Annotated in this window: 12 protein-coding genes; 5 read left to right on the top strand and 7 right to left on the bottom strand. The window is 71.9% G+C overall.

The window, feature by feature from the left end; genetic code table 11:
* Positions 1-12: 12 nt before the first annotated feature.
* Genes QSK10_RS28720 through QSK10_RS28710 form a run of 3 tightly spaced genes read left to right on the top strand, consistent with a single transcriptional unit; the run spans position 13 to position 2,954 of the window.
* Positions 13-882, top strand: coding sequence for a DNA primase (locus QSK10_RS28720; protein WP_285666346.1), 870 nt, complete (start codon positions 13-15; stop codon positions 880-882).
* A gap of 53 nt (positions 883-935) precedes the next feature.
* A complete protein-coding gene (locus tag QSK10_RS28715; protein ID WP_285666344.1) occupies positions 936-2,546 on the top strand; it encodes a hypothetical protein in 1,611 nt (536 codons plus the stop codon).
* The gene (locus QSK10_RS28710; RefSeq protein WP_285666343.1) at positions 2,547-2,954 is read left to right on the top strand and encodes a roadblock/LC7 domain-containing protein; all 408 of its coding nucleotides are present in this window, start codon (positions 2,547-2,549) and stop codon (positions 2,952-2,954) included.
* Between the two features lie 1,156 nt (positions 2,955-4,110).
* Here QSK10_RS28710 and QSK10_RS28705 read toward each other — a convergent pair.
* The 5 genes from QSK10_RS28705 to QSK10_RS28685 form a co-directional block, all read right to left on the bottom strand.
* On the bottom strand, positions 4,111-4,737 hold the full coding sequence (locus tag QSK10_RS28705; protein WP_285666340.1) for a GTP-binding protein: 627 nt from the start codon (positions 4,735-4,737) through the stop codon (positions 4,111-4,113).
* The gene (locus QSK10_RS28700; RefSeq protein WP_285666339.1) at positions 4,718-5,095 is read right to left on the bottom strand and encodes a DUF742 domain-containing protein; all 378 of its coding nucleotides are present in this window, start codon (positions 5,093-5,095) and stop codon (positions 4,718-4,720) included. The genes QSK10_RS28705 and QSK10_RS28700 overlap by 20 nt, the downstream gene beginning before the upstream one ends.
* Before the next feature lie 92 nt (positions 5,096-5,187).
* Positions 5,188-5,574: a roadblock/LC7 domain-containing protein gene (locus QSK10_RS28695; RefSeq protein WP_285666452.1), complete on the bottom strand. Its 387-nt coding sequence runs from the start codon at positions 5,572-5,574 to the stop codon at positions 5,188-5,190.
* 53 nt (positions 5,575-5,627) lie between these two features.
* A complete protein-coding gene (locus tag QSK10_RS28690; RefSeq protein WP_285666338.1) occupies positions 5,628-8,930 on the bottom strand; it encodes a sensor histidine kinase in 3,303 nt (1,100 codons plus the stop codon).
* 236 nt (positions 8,931-9,166) lie between these two features.
* Complete coding sequence (locus QSK10_RS28685) at positions 9,167-10,675, bottom strand: aldehyde dehydrogenase (NADP(+)) (RefSeq protein WP_285666337.1); 1,509 nt, start codon at positions 10,673-10,675, stop codon at positions 9,167-9,169.
* Positions 10,676-11,075: 400 nt separating this feature from the next.
* Here QSK10_RS28685 and QSK10_RS28680 point away from each other — a divergent pair, with 400 nt between their 5' ends.
* Positions 11,076-12,245 (top strand): MHYT domain-containing protein, encoded by a 1,170-nt coding sequence (locus tag QSK10_RS28680; RefSeq protein ID WP_285666335.1) that lies wholly within the window; start codon positions 11,076-11,078, stop codon positions 12,243-12,245.
* 63 nt (positions 12,246-12,308) lie between these two features.
* Here QSK10_RS28680 and QSK10_RS28675 read toward each other — a convergent pair whose 3' ends face one another.
* A complete protein-coding gene (locus QSK10_RS28675; RefSeq protein ID WP_285666334.1) occupies positions 12,309-13,091 on the bottom strand; it encodes an Rv1352/Rv1906c domain-containing protein in 783 nt (260 codons plus the stop codon).
* A 135-nt stretch (positions 13,092-13,226) separates the two neighbouring features.
* Positions 13,227-14,183 (bottom strand): GlxA family transcriptional regulator, encoded by a 957-nt coding sequence (locus QSK10_RS28670; RefSeq protein WP_285666333.1) that lies wholly within the window; start codon positions 14,181-14,183, stop codon positions 13,227-13,229.
* Between the two features lie 115 nt (positions 14,184-14,298).
* Between QSK10_RS28670 and QSK10_RS28665 the strand changes: the two genes are divergently transcribed.
* Positions 14,299-15,204: an NADP-dependent oxidoreductase gene (locus tag QSK10_RS28665; protein ID WP_285666332.1), complete on the top strand. Its 906-nt coding sequence runs from the start codon at positions 14,299-14,301 to the stop codon at positions 15,202-15,204.
* Positions 15,205-15,244 lie beyond the last annotated feature (40 nt).

Raw genomic sequence — 15,244 nt, 5'->3', positions numbered from 1 at the left:
CTGGAGGACGCCGTGGGCCGCCACAGTTCTGACGAGGACGGGGCCGCGCAGGACGCGCTCGACGCCGAGGGCGCCCCGGAGCGCTCCCGGGAGGCCGACGAGTTCTGGGACCTCGTGGGCGTCGACCCGGTGGAGATCGCCTTCAGCAAGGGCGTGGGCCTGACCCTGCGCGCCTACCTCCCGGTCGCCGAGGACGTCGAGGACGAGGCCGAAGAGGACGCCGAGGCGGAGGAAGAGGAGACGCCCGCGGCGAAGAAGGACGGGAAGAAGAAGCCCGCCGCCTCCGATGACGACGAGGACGACGAGTCCGGGTCCGATGACGAGGAAGAGGACGATGAGGAAGAGGAGGAGCCCGAGCTGACCGCTCCGGTCTCCGAGCTCACCGACGCCGACATCGACGAGGCCCCCCGCTTCCTGACCTCCGGCGGCAAGCTCCTGCTCTTCGACAACGCGGCCGACCTGGTCGCCTACGTCAAGGAGAACCGCGACCACGACCTGGCCGAGCTCGACACCTGGGACGACGTGGTCGGCAAGATCAAGACCGAGTGGGTGGTCGCCACCGACGAGGACAGCTACGAGCTGGACCTGGTCGTGGAGAACCTGCGCGGCGGCCACGACGCCTGGGACCACGAGCTCATCATCTCCGCCGGTGAACTGGCCCGCGACCTCGCCTACGCCCTGCAGCTCAAGTCGGTGCTGACCGCGCTGGCCCCCGGGTCCCCCATCGACGATCTCGATGAGGCGCTCCGTTCGGTCGACGGCGGTGGCCTCTCCGGCTTCTTCGCCAAGCGCCGCCTGCGCAAAATCGGGGCACAGCAGGCATCTCTGGCGTGGCGTTCGATCATCGGGAAACTTAGCGCCGCCTCGGACTGGCGGAAGTAGCACTCTTCGGGGGAGCATCGGGACGGACCGTACGACTGGAGGGAGCAAACAGCGTGCGCATCTACTGTGGACTCGCCACGGCCGGACAGGCCACGTTCGCCGCGATCGTGGACGACGCCGGGCGGGCCGTGGCGGTCACCGCGCTCGACGACGGAGGTCCACGGGCGTTCACCGCGCTCTGTGCTCTCCTCGCCGCCAACGGCGGCGGGCGGTGCACCCCCATCGCCAGCGATGACGGTTCCGGTCAGACGCCGCAGCTGTGCACCGCCGCCGGTCACCCGGTCGTCGTCGCCGACGAGGACCTGATCGGCCGCTTCACCCGCGACGACCCCGCCGCGCGCCAGCCGGCCGCCCAGCGCGCCCTGGCGGCCGCCCGCGCGCTGCAAACCGGCGCGGTCACCGCGATCGCCGGTGGCGCCGTCCGCAACCTCGCGCGACTGCGTCCCCTCCTCTCCTCCGCGATCGCCCTCGCCGCCGGGCGCGCCACCGCCGTGGCGAGCCTCCGCGGCGTCCTGCGCGAGGTCTACCCCGCGGCCCTGCGCGCCTTCGACGACCCGGGCGACGCGCGTCCCCTGGCCGTCCTGGACGCCCTCCCCGAGCCCGCCGCGGCCGCCTACTGCCAGGAGGACGCCGTCGCCCGCGAGCTGGCCACCGCCGGGCTCGCCGACACCTCCGGCGTGATCGCGGCCCTGCGCGCCGCCGCCGCCGAGTACGCGCCCAGCCGCCGCAGCACCGACGAGGCGACCCGCCTGACCGTCCGCACGGCCGTATCGGCCGTCCGCGTCTACGACGACGGCCTGAAGGGCCTCGCCGACGTCCTCACCGAGCGCCTGAAGCCCGCCGCGCCGACCCGCAGCGGCCGCACCCGCGCCGAGGACCTCCCCCCGCTGCCCAACGACGACGCCCCCAAGCGCCGCGGCATCCCCCAGCAGCGCGCGGAAGACCTCGCCCCCCCGGTCCAGCAGGCACCCCCCGCCCCACCCCAGCAGCAGCCCCCGCAGCGCGAAACGGCCTCGCCCCGCGAGTCCTCTCGCAGCGCGAAGGTGACGCCCCTCCCCACCCGCCGCGCCGCCCGCGAGGCCGCCGCCTCCCAGCAGCAACAGCAGACGACGAGCAGCACCCAGGCCCTCCCCGTCGTGGAGACCACCTCCGGTGGCTTCCCGATCATGGGCGAGCCCCCCGTCTTCAAGGACCCCGTACCGGAGCCCGAGACGGTCCCCGGCGGCATCCAGCTCCCCCCGAGCCAGCAACCCCCGATCGCGGCACCCGCCCAGTCGTCCCGCCCGCTCCCCATTCCCGACGCCGACGATGACGGGCTGACGATCTTCGCGCAGGCGAAGTCCGCCTGGTTCACCGGCGTCGCCGAGGACGCCCCCGGCGACACCCTCGACTGGACCATGCCCACCGACGAGGCCTGGCGCTCCGCCCAGAAGACCGCCGCCCCCACCATCGGCGAGCAGACCGCCAAGGGCCTCCCCCGCCGCGTCCCCCAGGCCAACCTCGTCCCCGGCTCCGCCCTCCCCGAGGACAACCCCCCCACCCCCATCGAACGCGACCCCCAAGCCCTCGCCGCCAACACCGCCGGCTACTTCCGAGGCTGGAACCGCGCCCGCCGCGACGCAGTGGACGCCGCCCCCGTCGGCGCGAACGGGACGGTGCGATAGGTGACGAACCTCGGTGTCTACGAACGAAGTCTGAGCATGCTGCTGGCCTCGCTGGTGGCAAGAACCCCCGGCCTCACCCACGCGGTCCTCGTGTCGGCCGAAGGCGTCCCCCTCGCCATGTCCCACGGCCTCCCCCTGGAACGCGCCAGCCAGCTCTCCAGCATCGGCGCCGGACTCCTGTCCATCGGCGACGGCGCGGGCGCCGCCCTGACCACCGGACGCACCCACCAGGTCATGGTGGAAATGGCCGAAGGCATCCTCCTCACCGCCCCCGTGGGACCGCAGATCTCACTGACCCTGCTCGCGGTGACCGAGTGCAACCGCGAACTGCTCGGATACGAGATCGGACAGTTCACGACCCAGGTGGGACCACTGCTGGACGAGGCATTGGGCGGCGGCGGACGCTAGCCGAAGCCGGGACGGACGTACACGGCGGTGGCGGCAGCGGTCGCAACGGCGGGTGAGTGAAGGCCGCCCGGGCGAGAGTGCCCACGCAGGCACGCACGCAGGCAGACACACCGGCAGGGCGAACCGAACCGGCCGGTGAGCCGGACGGACTGACGGCTGGCGACGAACCTGTGCGTGCGCGGTGGCGGCATGAACCCGAGTGAACAGGCCCGTGCGCGCTGGCGGGATGAACCTGAGTGAGCAGGCATGCACCAAAGGACGTGTGTGGGCACAGGCGACATGGGTGGCATGTGGACACGGACAGCGCAAGGTGCCCCACGGACTTGGCGCGATAGCGCAGATGCCGGCTTCGGGTGGTGGGGTCCTTCGTCGGTCGGCCGTAAAGGAATCGGTAACGAGGGTTCTGGGGGTGTCAAGACACGCTCTACCGTCTTGACACCCCCAGGTTCGTCGTTATGGTGCCGGGGCCGACCGACGAAGGGCACCACCGCACGCAAAGACCAACCCCAAACAAGCCCGACCATGCCCTAAGCCCGTGGACAACGGCCCGAGAGCCGAGGCGAAGCCCCCTTCCGAGAGAGGCCCAGGTCCAGGACAGCGTCCTGGTCGGGGCAAGGGCTGAAAGCCCAGGCCAGACGGCGATGGGAACGCACCGCCGATGCAGGCATTAGAGGACGGAAGATCCGTAGAGGTGTGGCAAGAAGTGGACCCTGCCGCCACCTAGGCGTCGGAAACAAACGAGCCCCGGCCTGGAGATGCCCGCTGAGAACGGGTGAAACGGCCTCGGGTGATGGGTAACGGCCGCAACGGGAAAGGCCCGCGCGTGTGGTAGCAAAACTCGCGCTGCGGGTGGCGCTGCGGGTGGCGCTGCGGGTGGCGCTGCGGGTGGCGCTGCGGGTGGCGCTGCGGGTGGCGCTGCGGGTGGCGCTGCGGGTGGCGCTGCGGGTGGCGCTGCGGGTGGCGCTGCGGGTGGCACCGGGGCTGACACCCCAGACGCCACCGCCAGCCCGAAGAAAACACCAAAACCAAACCGCCCCGCTCCAAGAGCGAGGCGGCTCCGCCTACCTACCTCCGGTCGGCAAAACCCGACCAACGTCTAACCCGAGCAACAAGCCAAGCCCAGACGAGTCCGAACAAGCCAAGCCAAGAGCGAGCGCTACTGCGCCGCCCCCACCGCCGGAGCCCCAGCCCCAGCCCCGGCTCGCCGCATCGTCAGCACGTACTCCACCAGCGTGATCAGCACCTGCTTGGTGCTCTCCCGGCTGCGCGCGTCCGTCGTCACGATCGGCGTGTTCGGGGAGATCGCGAGGGCCTCACGGACATCGTTCATGTCGTGGTACTGCTTCCCGTCGAAGCAGTTGAGCGCGATCAGGTAGGGCAGCCGCCGGTGTTCGAAGAAGTCGATCGCGGCGAAGCAGTCGGCGAGGCGTCGGGTGTCCACTATGACGACCGCGCCGATGGCGCCGCGGACCAGCTCGTCCCACATGAACCAGAAGCGGGTCTGGCCGGGGGTTCCGAAGAGGTACAGGATGAGGTCGGAGTCGATCGTGATGCGGCCGAAGTCCATGGCGACCGTGGTCGTGGTCTTGTCCTGCACCATGTCGTTGTCGTCGACGCCTTCGGACGCCGACGTCATGATCGCCTCGGTCGTCAGCGGAGTGATCTCCGAGACGGACCCGACCAGGGTCGTCTTGCCGACGCCGAAACCACCCGCGATGACGATTTTCGCCGAGGTCACGCGGTTGTTTTGACGGATGGACACGTCAGAGCCTCCGGAGTCCACTAAGTACCCTTTCCAGCAGTTCGGTGCCCACCAGGTCACCGCCCCCATCACCAATCCCCGTGGGCTCGTGGACCGCGAGGAGTCCGTCGGCGGCCATGTCGGCCACCAGGACGCGGGCCACGCCGAGGGGCATGCGCATGTGCGCCGCGATCTCGGCGAGGGACTGGAGTCTCGTGCCGCACATTCCCGCGATGGTCGCCTGTTCACGCCCGGAGGACAGGCCGTTCAGCCTGCCGCGGGCGGTGGTCTCCACCAGCGCCTCCATGGCGATCTCAAGGCGAGGGCGGGTGCGACCTCTGGTTACCGCGTATGGCCGAACCAGCGCACCGGTCGGCTCGTGGTCCCGATCAACGACCATCGTCCTCACATCCTTGAGTTCTCATGTCGTGTTAAACCTCGGCTGGTGGTCACGTCGTCGGGCTCAGAGCACCGTACCGCGTCCACAGTGGATCACCTCGCGGCCTCTCGGGTGGCCGGCGTGAGCGCCTGCCCGACCCGGTCGACCAGCAGGGCCATCTCGTATCCGACCTGGCCGACGTCGCAGTTGCGAGCGGCCAGGACCGCGAACGAGGAACCGTCCGAGATGGACATCAGGAAGAGGAACCCGTTGTCCATCTCCACGACGGTCTGGAGCACGGCTCCACCCTCGAAGCACCGCGAGGCGCCCTGGGTGAGGCTGACGAGGCCGGAGGCCACCGCGGCGAGCTGGTCGGCGCGGTCCCTCGGGAGGTCACGGGACGAGGCGAGCAGCAGGCCGTCGGCGGAGACGGCGATGGCGTGAGCGACACCGGGAACCCGGTCGGCGAAGCCGGCCAGCAGCCAGCCGAGGTCCTGCATGTGACCTCTGGCGTGCTGGGTGAACCCGCGCTGAGGGGCGGTGTGTGGGAGGGTCATGCGTCGTGCTCCTTGCCTGCACCGTTGGTGAGCCTGCCCGTCTGGCGCCGAGCCGCGTCGTCGTCAACCGTACGGCCTCCGCGGCCCCGCTGCACGCCCCGGTGATACGCGGACAACAGTCCGCGCACGCCTTCGGGGTCGCGCTGCTGAGCGCGCATCGGTTGTTCGTCGGGGACTTCGATGCTGCCCGGGACCAGTTGCGCCATGGGCGTGCGCTTGGGCAGTCCGTTACCTGTCGTCCGATCGTCGGCCACCGAGGACGCGTTGCGGGCGGCGACCCAGCCGTCATCGGCCGAGGTCTCCCCCCAGAAGTCCGCGCGCGGGTTGTCCCGCGACGGCCGAGCTTCGGACGCCATGCTCTCCTCCTGCCGGGTGGAGGTCGTGTCGTAGTGGTCCCGGGTGGCCGGGGTCGGCACCTCGGGGACCTCCGGCACCGACGGGGCGGTGCCGAAGAAGCTCTCACCGGGCTCGTCCGACCGTACCCGGCCACGCCCGGAAACGGCCCCGGCGATCGAGCCGTGCGACCGGACGGCGTCCACACGCGGGGGTTCCACTCGCGGGGGCTCCATGCGCGGAGCCTCCATGCGGACCGGCTCCGGCGGCGCGACGGCGGTCTCCACCGGCTCCGGCTCGCGGGGAGCGGGCACGGTGGGCGGCGCGTCGATGTGGGACGGCGTGAACCAGGCCGAGGAGACCTCACGGAAGATCGGGATCTCCATGGTCTCGTCGGGGGCGCCCGACGGGGGCGGCGTGGGCTTCTCGACGCTGCGCGGCGGCGGCCACGAGGGCGCGTCGTTGAGGGCGGCCCACTTCGAGGATTCCTCGGCGGCGGGCGTCTCGGCCTCGTCCTCGGTGGTCGCGGTGGACACCGTGGGACGGGTGACCGTGGTCGCCTCAAGGGTGATCATCGGGAACGCCTCGGTGGGCCCCTCGACGGGGGTGTGCACCGGCGTGTCGGGGTCGACGTGCCCGGCGGCCTCGGAGACGATCTCGCCGGTCAGCTCCATCACCTTGCGGCGCGGGAGACCGTCGGTGTCGGCGCCGTTGGCGGGCCGGAACGTCATGGAGGGGACGTCCTCCTCCTTCACGGAGAAGGAGGGCGCCGGCGCGTCATCGTAGGCGGGCGCCTGCTGGAAGTCGGTCTCCGGCAGGTGGACCGGCTCGAACAGGCTGCGCTGCGGTGCGGCGGGCGGGGTGTAGACGTCCTCGACGGGCCCGGACGGCTCGTAGCCTCCGGAGGCGGCGAAGCCGTTGAACGACGCGGGCGCCGGCGGGATCTCCGCGGCGGGGCGCGCGCCGCCGTTCAGCTGCGGCCGGTGCGGGTCGGTGAGGATCGCGTCGGGCAGGGCGACCTCGGCGACGGTTCCGCCCAGTTCCCCGGGGTGCAGGGTGACGCGGACGCCGTGCCGGACGGCCAGGCGGCCGACCACGACGAGGCCCATCATGCGGGACGCGGCGAGGTCCACCAGCGGCGGTTCGGCCAGCTGCCGGTTGAGCTCTTCGAGCTGCTCGGGGCTGATGCCGATGCCGCGGTCGGTGATGAGGAGGATGATCTCGCTGCCCTGCTGGCGCGCCTCGGCGACGACCGCGGTGTCCGGTGAGGAGAACGCGGTGGCGTTGTCGAAGAGCTCGGCGACCAGGTGGACGAGGTCGTTGACGAAGGCGGCGCTGATCTCGCGCTCGGCGAGGATGGTGCCGAATTCGACGCGGGTGTACTGCTCCACCTCGGACTGGGCCGCGCGCAGCAGGTCGCCGATGGTGGCGGGTTCGCGCTGGACGCGGGCGGAGTCGGCGCCGGCGATGACGAGGAGGTTCTCGTCGTTGCGGCGCATTCGGGTGGCCAGGTGGTCCAGCTGGAACAGCTCGGCCAGGCGGTCGGGGTCCTCTTCACCGCGTTCGAGGCGGTCGAGGTGGCCGATGAGCCGGTCGACGAGGATCTGCGAGCGGCGCGCGAGGTTGACGAACATCGTCGAGACCGAGGACCGCAGGGCGGCCTGCTCGGCGGCAACCCGGACGGCCTCCTTGTGCACGATGTTGAAGGCCTGCGCCACCTGCCCGATCTCGTCGCGGGTGTGCAGTCTCAGCGGCTCGGGTTGCCGTTCGGCGAACTCCTCGGGCGTCAGGGTGCCCAGGACGTCGGTGTCGCGCAGGCGGGCCACGGCCTCGGGGAGGTCGACGTGGGCCATCTGCAGCGCGCCCTCACGCAGCTGGCGGAGGCTGGAGGCGATGGACCGGGCGATGACCAGGGCCAGCGCGACGGCGGCGGTGAGCGCGAGGAGGACGACCGCGGACTCGATGAGCACGCGGGTGACGACCTGGTTGCGGATCGACTCGGCCTCGGCCTTGAGGCGGCTCTCCTGCTCGATCTCGGCCTGCCGGGCGGAGTCGCGGCGCCCGTCCATGGCCTTCTGCCAGGCGCCGTAGTCGACGTTCAGGGCCTGCCCGGGGAGGAGGTCGCGGATCTGGCCCTCGACCTGGAGCGCGTCGCGGGTGTCGACGGCGGCGTTGATGGCCCGGACGATGTCGTTGCGGCGGCTGGCGTCGGGCGCGGCGAGGATGAGCGCGTCACGGGCCTGCCTGCGCGTGACCAGCCACGAGCTGAAGTCCTGGTACTCGACGGTGGTGAAGCGCTTGTCCTGCTCGCTGGAGAGCATGACGAGCTTCTCCTGCTCGGAGGCGTCCTTCATGGTGGACAGCAGCGCCGAGATCCGCAGGTCGAGGCTCAGGTCGGGGTCGGCCGTGGACTGGCTGAGCACCTCGTGCACGCCCAGCAGCGGCATGACCATCGAGGTGTAGCGCGCGGCGACACTGGACACGTTCATGACGCGCTGGTCGACGTCGGTCCGGTTGCTCGGGAGCTGGATGAAGCTGGAGTCGGCGGTGCGCAGGGCCTCGGCGAACTGGACCGGCACGTCGCCGAGCGCGTCGCGGGCCTCGTGATAGGCGGCCAGCGCGACGTCGGTCTTGGCGTAGGAGGCCTGGAGCAGCTGCTTGTCGTCCTCACCGGCGTCGCCGCGGTCGGTCGGGTCGAGGAAGTCCCAGGCGGCGGTCCGCTCGACCTGGAGGGTGTGCGTGAGTTCGGAGACCACGCCCGCGAAGGACGCGTAGCTCTTGAGCACGTCGGCCTCGACGGCCCGCTGGCCGGTATCGAGGAGGCGGACCACGGCGAGGCCGACGAGGGCGAGCACCGGCACGATCAGGATGATCCCGAGCTTGGGCCGGATGCGGATGTCCCGAAGGGGCGGGATGCCGAACCTGCGCCCACGCGCGGTTTCGGTCGCCTCGCTTCTGCTGCTCACCTCTGGTCGTCCTCCCGGACTTTTTCTTAGTGGCCCGTCTTCGGGGCCCGGCGGGGCGATGCCGCCCGGATCGGTTCGCGGACAGCGCGACAGGCGCCGTCGGCCTCTGCGGACCTGTGCGATTCCATCACGCGAAACCGATTAACGGAAGGGCGGGGAGCAAGATCAATTAAGGCTCTACCACAATTCGGGTATATCGACGCTCGTCTGTCACAGGTGGTCACTGACCTGCCACGTCACGAGCCGAAGGACTGCGAAACCCGACACGGAAGGGTGCCCTCGGCGGTGTCTTTGAGCACTTCGGGCAGGAGCGCCTGCGGAGTGTCCTGATAGGACACCGGGCGTAGCCAGCGGCGCATCGCGGTCTCCCCCACGGAGGTGTGCTGGGACGTCGTCGCCGCAGGCCAGGGGCCACCGTGCTGCTGCGCGGCGGTGACCGCCACGCCCGTCGGCCAGCCGTTCACGATGATCCGGCCGACCCGCCGGGCCAGCCCGGCGACGAGCGCGGCGGCGTCCTCGTCCGTGCCAATGTGGACGGTGGCGGTCAGGCTCCCCGGAATGAGGGACGGAAGGTCGGCCGCCGACTCCGGCGCGTACTCGACGACGACCGACGCGGGCCCGAAACATTCGGTCAGAAGTACCTCGGTGTTCGCCCGGAAGTACTTTTCCTCGACACCGAACAGTCCGGTCCGGACGCTGAACCCGTTTTCGCCCTTACCGGGCGCGGCCAGGACCCGCACACCGGGCAGCGCGGCGAGCGCTTCGACACCGGCCAGGTAGCCGTCCCGGATGCGCTCGTGCAGCAGCGGGTGCGGGGTGGTCGCGGCGGCCGCGGCGGCGAGGGCGTCGTCGAGTCCGTGGCCCTCGGGGAGGAAGAGGACGCCCGGCTTGGTGCAGAACTGCCCGGCGCCCAGGGTCATGGAGGCCACGTACCCCTCGGCGATGGCGGGCCCGCGTTCGGCGAGGGCCGCCGGGGTCACCACGACGGGGTTGACGCTGCCGAGTTCGCCGAAGAACGGGATCGGCTCGGGCCGCGAGGCGGCGAGGTCGTGGAGGGCGCGCCCGCCGTGCAGGGAGCCGGTGAAACCGGCGGCCTTGATCGCGGGGTGCCGCACGAGGGCCGTCCCGGCCTCGAAGCCGTACACGACGGAGAAGACGCCGTCGGGGGCGCCGCCTTCGGCGAGGGCCTCGGTGATGAGGCGCGCGCACAGAAGAGAGGTGCGCGGGTGCGCCTCGTGCGCCTTGACGACGACGGGGCAGCCGGCCGCGAGCGCGCTGGCGGTGTCGCCGCCGGGTACGGAGAAGGCGAGGGGGAAGTTGCTGGCGGCGTAGACGGCGACCGGGCCGAGCGGGACGAGCATCCGGCGCAGGTCGGGACGCGGCGTCGGCTTGGCGTCCAGGTCGGCCTTGTCGATGATGATCTCAAGGAAGGCCCCGGCCTCGACGGCGTCGGCGAAGAGCTCGAACTGGACGCGGGTGCGGCCGAGTTCGCCGGTGAGGCGGGCGGTGCCGAGGGCGGTCTCGGCGTCGGCGGTGGCGACGATCTCGTCGGCGTGCGCGCCGAGCGTGGCGGAGATGCCGCGGAGGAGTGCCGCCCGGGTGGCGAGGGGGAGGGCGGCGAAGGCGGGCGCGGCCGCGGCGGCGCGGGTGGCGGCCCGGTCGACGTCGGCGGGGGACGTGACGGGCACCGGTTCGCCGGTGGCCTCGCCGGTGCGGGGGTCGATGCTGCGCAGCGCCTCGGTCATGGGTCTCCCTCCACGGGCTTCGGGACGTCGTCCGGCGACCGATCCGCCTACCCAGATCAGTGCAATGTCACATGGCCGACATCGTCACCGTATCCCATCGCCTCGCGCCGGGCGAGCGCGCGCCGGGAGCATCACAGCACGGTCGGTACCGGTATCTCAAGTCCGGATTAAGAGATACCTAAGGGCTTGGATCTTCACGGCCGAGTCCGACAGACTCATCCCGGTACATGCAAGATGTCCGGCTTCGCTATGGTCGGTTCGCACTGACCCGGATCGAGGGTTCTCGATGGCCGGGAAAGCCGTTGGTCGGTCGGAACGCACATGGTGTCCGACGTGGAACGTCCCTTCTGGACGAGACTCGGCGGTGAGCAGATGACAGTCCATGGCGCCAGGAGTTGACGTGGCTCATATCTCCCACTTTTCGCACGGCTTCATCAATCCGCTCATGGGGTTCGGGTTCGCCCTCTCGGGCTCGCTGCTCGGGCTGTTCTGCATGGTCCGGGCCCGCAAGGCCACCACCACGGCCTCGCGGGTGGCGCGGCTGTTCTACGCGACGATCGCGCTGGGCGGCACGGGCATCTGGATGATGCACTTCACCGCCATGATCGGCTTCGACGTGGCCGGATCCGACGTCCGTTACGACCTGGGCGTGACCGCCTTGAGCCTGGTCATCTCCATCGCCTCGGTCGCCTTCGGGATCTACACGGTCGGTCTCGGCCGCAAGTCGGTGGTGAAGGTCCTCATCGGCGGGCCCCTCACCGGGCTCGGCGTGGTCGCGATGCACTACACGGGCATGGGCGCCGTCCGCGTCAACGGCACGATCGACTACGACCCGGTGCTGTTCACCGCGTCCGTGGCCATCGCCGTGGTCGCCGCGACGGTCGCCCTGGCCTTCGCGGTCTGGATCGAGGGCCGCAAGCCCATCCTGATCGCCTCGGCGATCATGGCGGTCGCCGTCTGCGGCATGCACTACACCGGCATGGCGTCGGTGACGGTGACCCTGGACGAGCAGCGCACGACCGTTCCCGGGGTGGACCCCATCCTCTTGCTGATCCCCATCATGGTGCTGGCCACCATGGCCCTGGTCGGCCTGATCTTCGGGCTGCTGTCCGACGCCGACGACCAGGAACCCGCCCTGCCCCTCGAAGCCCCGCGCCGCCGCGCGGTGGCCGTCTCCCCCCACGACCCCGGTCAGGACGCGCGCCTCTCGGCCGCCTTCGGCTCTCATACCTCCCCCGAGACCGCAGGCACGCCGCGCCCGTACGTCACCGGCTCCATCCCGAAAGTCGTCGCCAGCGACGGGTGGCACGCGGAAACCGACTTCAGCCGTGAAGTCGACTATCCCGCCAGTGCCGGCGAGCCGATCGACCACGGCGCATCCGCGCCCTTCCCCCCGCGCGACGCCTACGGAGCCGCCGCGCCACCTCGTCCCGCCAGCGAGGCGAGCGCACCGCTCCATCACGGCGAGGCAACACCCAGCGGACTCCCCCGCCGGCACGCGGACGCCCCCCGTGCGCGCACCGGCCCGGCGACGACGCTCGCCTCGCCTCCTACGGCCGGCGGGGCCTGACCGGACGGCGGTGCCCCGGAAGCGCATCCGTCCCGCGCTTCCGGGGCACGTTTGCGTCTGCGGTCAGGCGGGCCGCCACCGCCCGCAGCTCTCGGAGAAGAACGAGTAGTCGTTCTCCTGGATCATCACCACGACCCGCCGGTCGGTGAGTGAGAAGTACTCGTCGAGGACCGCCCCGCCCTGGCCCCGGCGTATCCAGTGGCAGTTCTCGATGTCGCCGGTGACCGCGTAGGTGCCGGGCTGGATCTCGGCGCCGACGATGAGGGTCCCGGGGCCGAAGATGCGGCCGCCGGCGGCGAGTTCGGCGTCCTGTTCACCGCGTTCGGCGGTGGCCCCCAGTTCCGCGGCGAGCGGGTGGCCGGGGCACAGGACCAGCGCGCCGCGGATCTCGGCGGCCTGCTCGGGTGTGGCCGCGTAGTCGGCGGAGGCGTAGACACCGGCGGGGTCGGCCTCGGCGCAGACGCCGTAGAGGAACTTCACGTCGGCGTCGTCGTGGCGTCCGGCGGTCTCCAGGGCGCGGCGTTCGGGGCCGGTGAGGGGTATCCCGGCGGGACGCTCGATCGCGCAGTGGTCGGCGCGGGCCGCCCAGGCCGGTGCGAAGTCGGGGTGCCCGATGGTCAGGTGCCCGGTGAAGCCGTCGCAGGTGACCGTGATCCGCTCGTCGCCGGGGACGCGGGTCTCGCCGTGGGAGGCGGCGGTGGCCGGGGCGGGCGCGGGTGGGGCCGCGGTGGGCACGGCCTCGTCCCCGGTGCGGGCGGCGAGCGCGACGGAGAGCGCGGCGGCCGCGATGAGGCTCAGCGGGAGGACCCAGTCGCGGCGGGGCCGGGCGTGTTCGTCCACGGGCACGACCGCCACGATAGGCCCGCGACCTGCCGGTTCCCGGTCCGCGCGGCCCGATCGGGATGATCGGCGCCGGTTCTCCCCCGAAGCTCCGAAAAGCCGTGGCCGGGTACCGGCGGGGCCTTCCCGGCGCGCGCCCGGCTACGCGAAGCCGGTCGAACGGGGGATTCCCTCGCCCCGGAACGCCGCCCGGTACCTGCCCGGCGCCACCCCGACCCTGCCGCGCAGGTGCTCCCGCAGCGAGGCGCCCGAGCCGAACCCGACCCGCAGCGCGATGCGGTCCACGGTCAGGTCGGTGGTCTCCAGGAGGCGCAGGGCCTCCTCCACGCGCTGGCGGGTGAGCCAGCGGCCGGGGCTCTCGCCGACCTCGTCGCGGAAGCGGCGGGTGAAGGTGCGGCGGCTCATGCGCGCGTGGGTGGCGAGGTCGTCGAGGGCGAGGGGGCGGTCGAGGCGGCCGAGGGCCCAGGCGCGGGTCGGCGCGGTTCCGCTGTCGGCCGGGGGCGGGACGGGCCGTTCGCTGTACTGGGCCTGCCCGCCGTCGCGCCAGGGTGGGACGACGCAGCGGCGGGCGACGTGGTTGGCGAGTTCGCTGCCGTGGTCGCGGCGGACGATGTGGAGGCACAGGTCGAGCCCGGAGGCGGCGCCGGCGGAGGTGAGGACGTCGCCGTCGTCGACGAAGAGGACGTCGGGGTCGACGTGGACGCGGGGGAAGGTGCGCTGGAAGTGCTCGGCGTGCTTCCAGTGGGTGGTGGCGCGGCGGCCGTCGAGGTATCCGGCGGCGGCGAGGACGTAGGAGCCCAGGCAGATCGACACCATGCGGGTGCCGGGGCGGACGCGCGCGAGGGCGGCGGCCACGGCCGGGGTGAGGGAATCGGACACCTCGCCGTGGGTGGCTGGGATGATCACGGTGTCGGCGGTGGCCAGTGCCTCGGGACCGTGGGCGGGGGTGACGGTGAAGTCGGCGGCGGTGGGCACGGGCCGGTCGTCGGCGCCACAGGTGACGGTCTCGTAGCGTCCGGCAACGTCGAAGACGCGGGAGGGGATGCCCAGCTCGAAGGGGATCACTCCGGGGAGGGCGAGGACGGCGACCCGATGCATGGCCCGATCCTGGCACATGTCGGCCCGCGGGCCGTTTCGGCCGCGCGGTGACAGCCGGAGGCTGTAAATGAGCAGAGAGCCGGAGGCTGTAGGTGAGCAGAGAGAAGGAGTGTCGATGAAGGCAGTCGTCATGACCGGGGACGGACCGTCGGTCACCGAGGTGGACCGCCCGGAGCCGGGCCCGGTGGAGGTCCTGGTGCGGGTGCACGCGGCGAGCGTGAACCCCGCCGACGTGAAGGGCGCCGCGCGCGGGAGCCTGCCCGACGGGACGCCGATGCGGACGCCGGGCTGGGACGTCTCGGGCGTGGTCGAGGAGGTCGGGCGGGGTGTGCAGTTGTACAAGCCGGGTGACGAGGTCTTCGGGATGATCCGCTTCCCGCACGCGGGCGGGACCTTCGCCGAGTACGTCACCGCGCCGCCGCGGCACCTGGTCCGCAAGCCCGCCGCGCTGGACCACGTGCGGGCCGCCGCGCTGCCGCTGGTCTCGCTGACGGCGTGGCAGGCGCTGGTGGACACCGCGGGCCTGCGGCCGGGGCAGCGGGTGCTGATCCACGCCGCCGCCGGGGGCGTGGGGCACGTGGCGGTGCAGCTGGCCAAGGAGCTGGGCGCGGTCATCATCGGCACCGCCAGTGCCGCCAAGCACGAGTTCGTGACGAACCTGGGCGCCGACCGGATGATCGACTACACCGCCGAGGACTTCGGCGAGCTGCGCAACGTCGACGTCGTGCTGGACACCGTCGGCGGGGACTACGCCGCGCGGTCGCTGCCGGTGCTGCGCGAGGGCGGGACGCTGGTCAACCTGGTCCCCTCGGGCGTGACCGAGCTGCCCGCGCACGTCCGGGGCGGTTTCCTGCTCGTCGAACCCGACCACGACGACATGGGCGCGGTGGCCCGCTTCGCCGCGAAGGGCCACCTGCGGGCCGAGATCGACACCGTGCTGCCCCTCGACCGGGTCCGGGAGGCGATGGCGCGGGTGGAGTCGGGACGCGCGCGCGGCAAGGTCGTCCTGACGGCGGTGTAGCCGACGGGCGGGGCCGCAGGGCCCCGCCCGCGGCACTCTT

Source organism: Actinorhabdospora filicis, assembly GCF_030269765.1.
GTDB classification, from domain to species: Bacteria; Actinomycetota; Actinomycetes; order Mycobacteriales; family Micromonosporaceae; genus Actinorhabdospora; species Actinorhabdospora filicis.
This window is presented reverse-complemented; position numbering and strand designations above follow the sequence as displayed.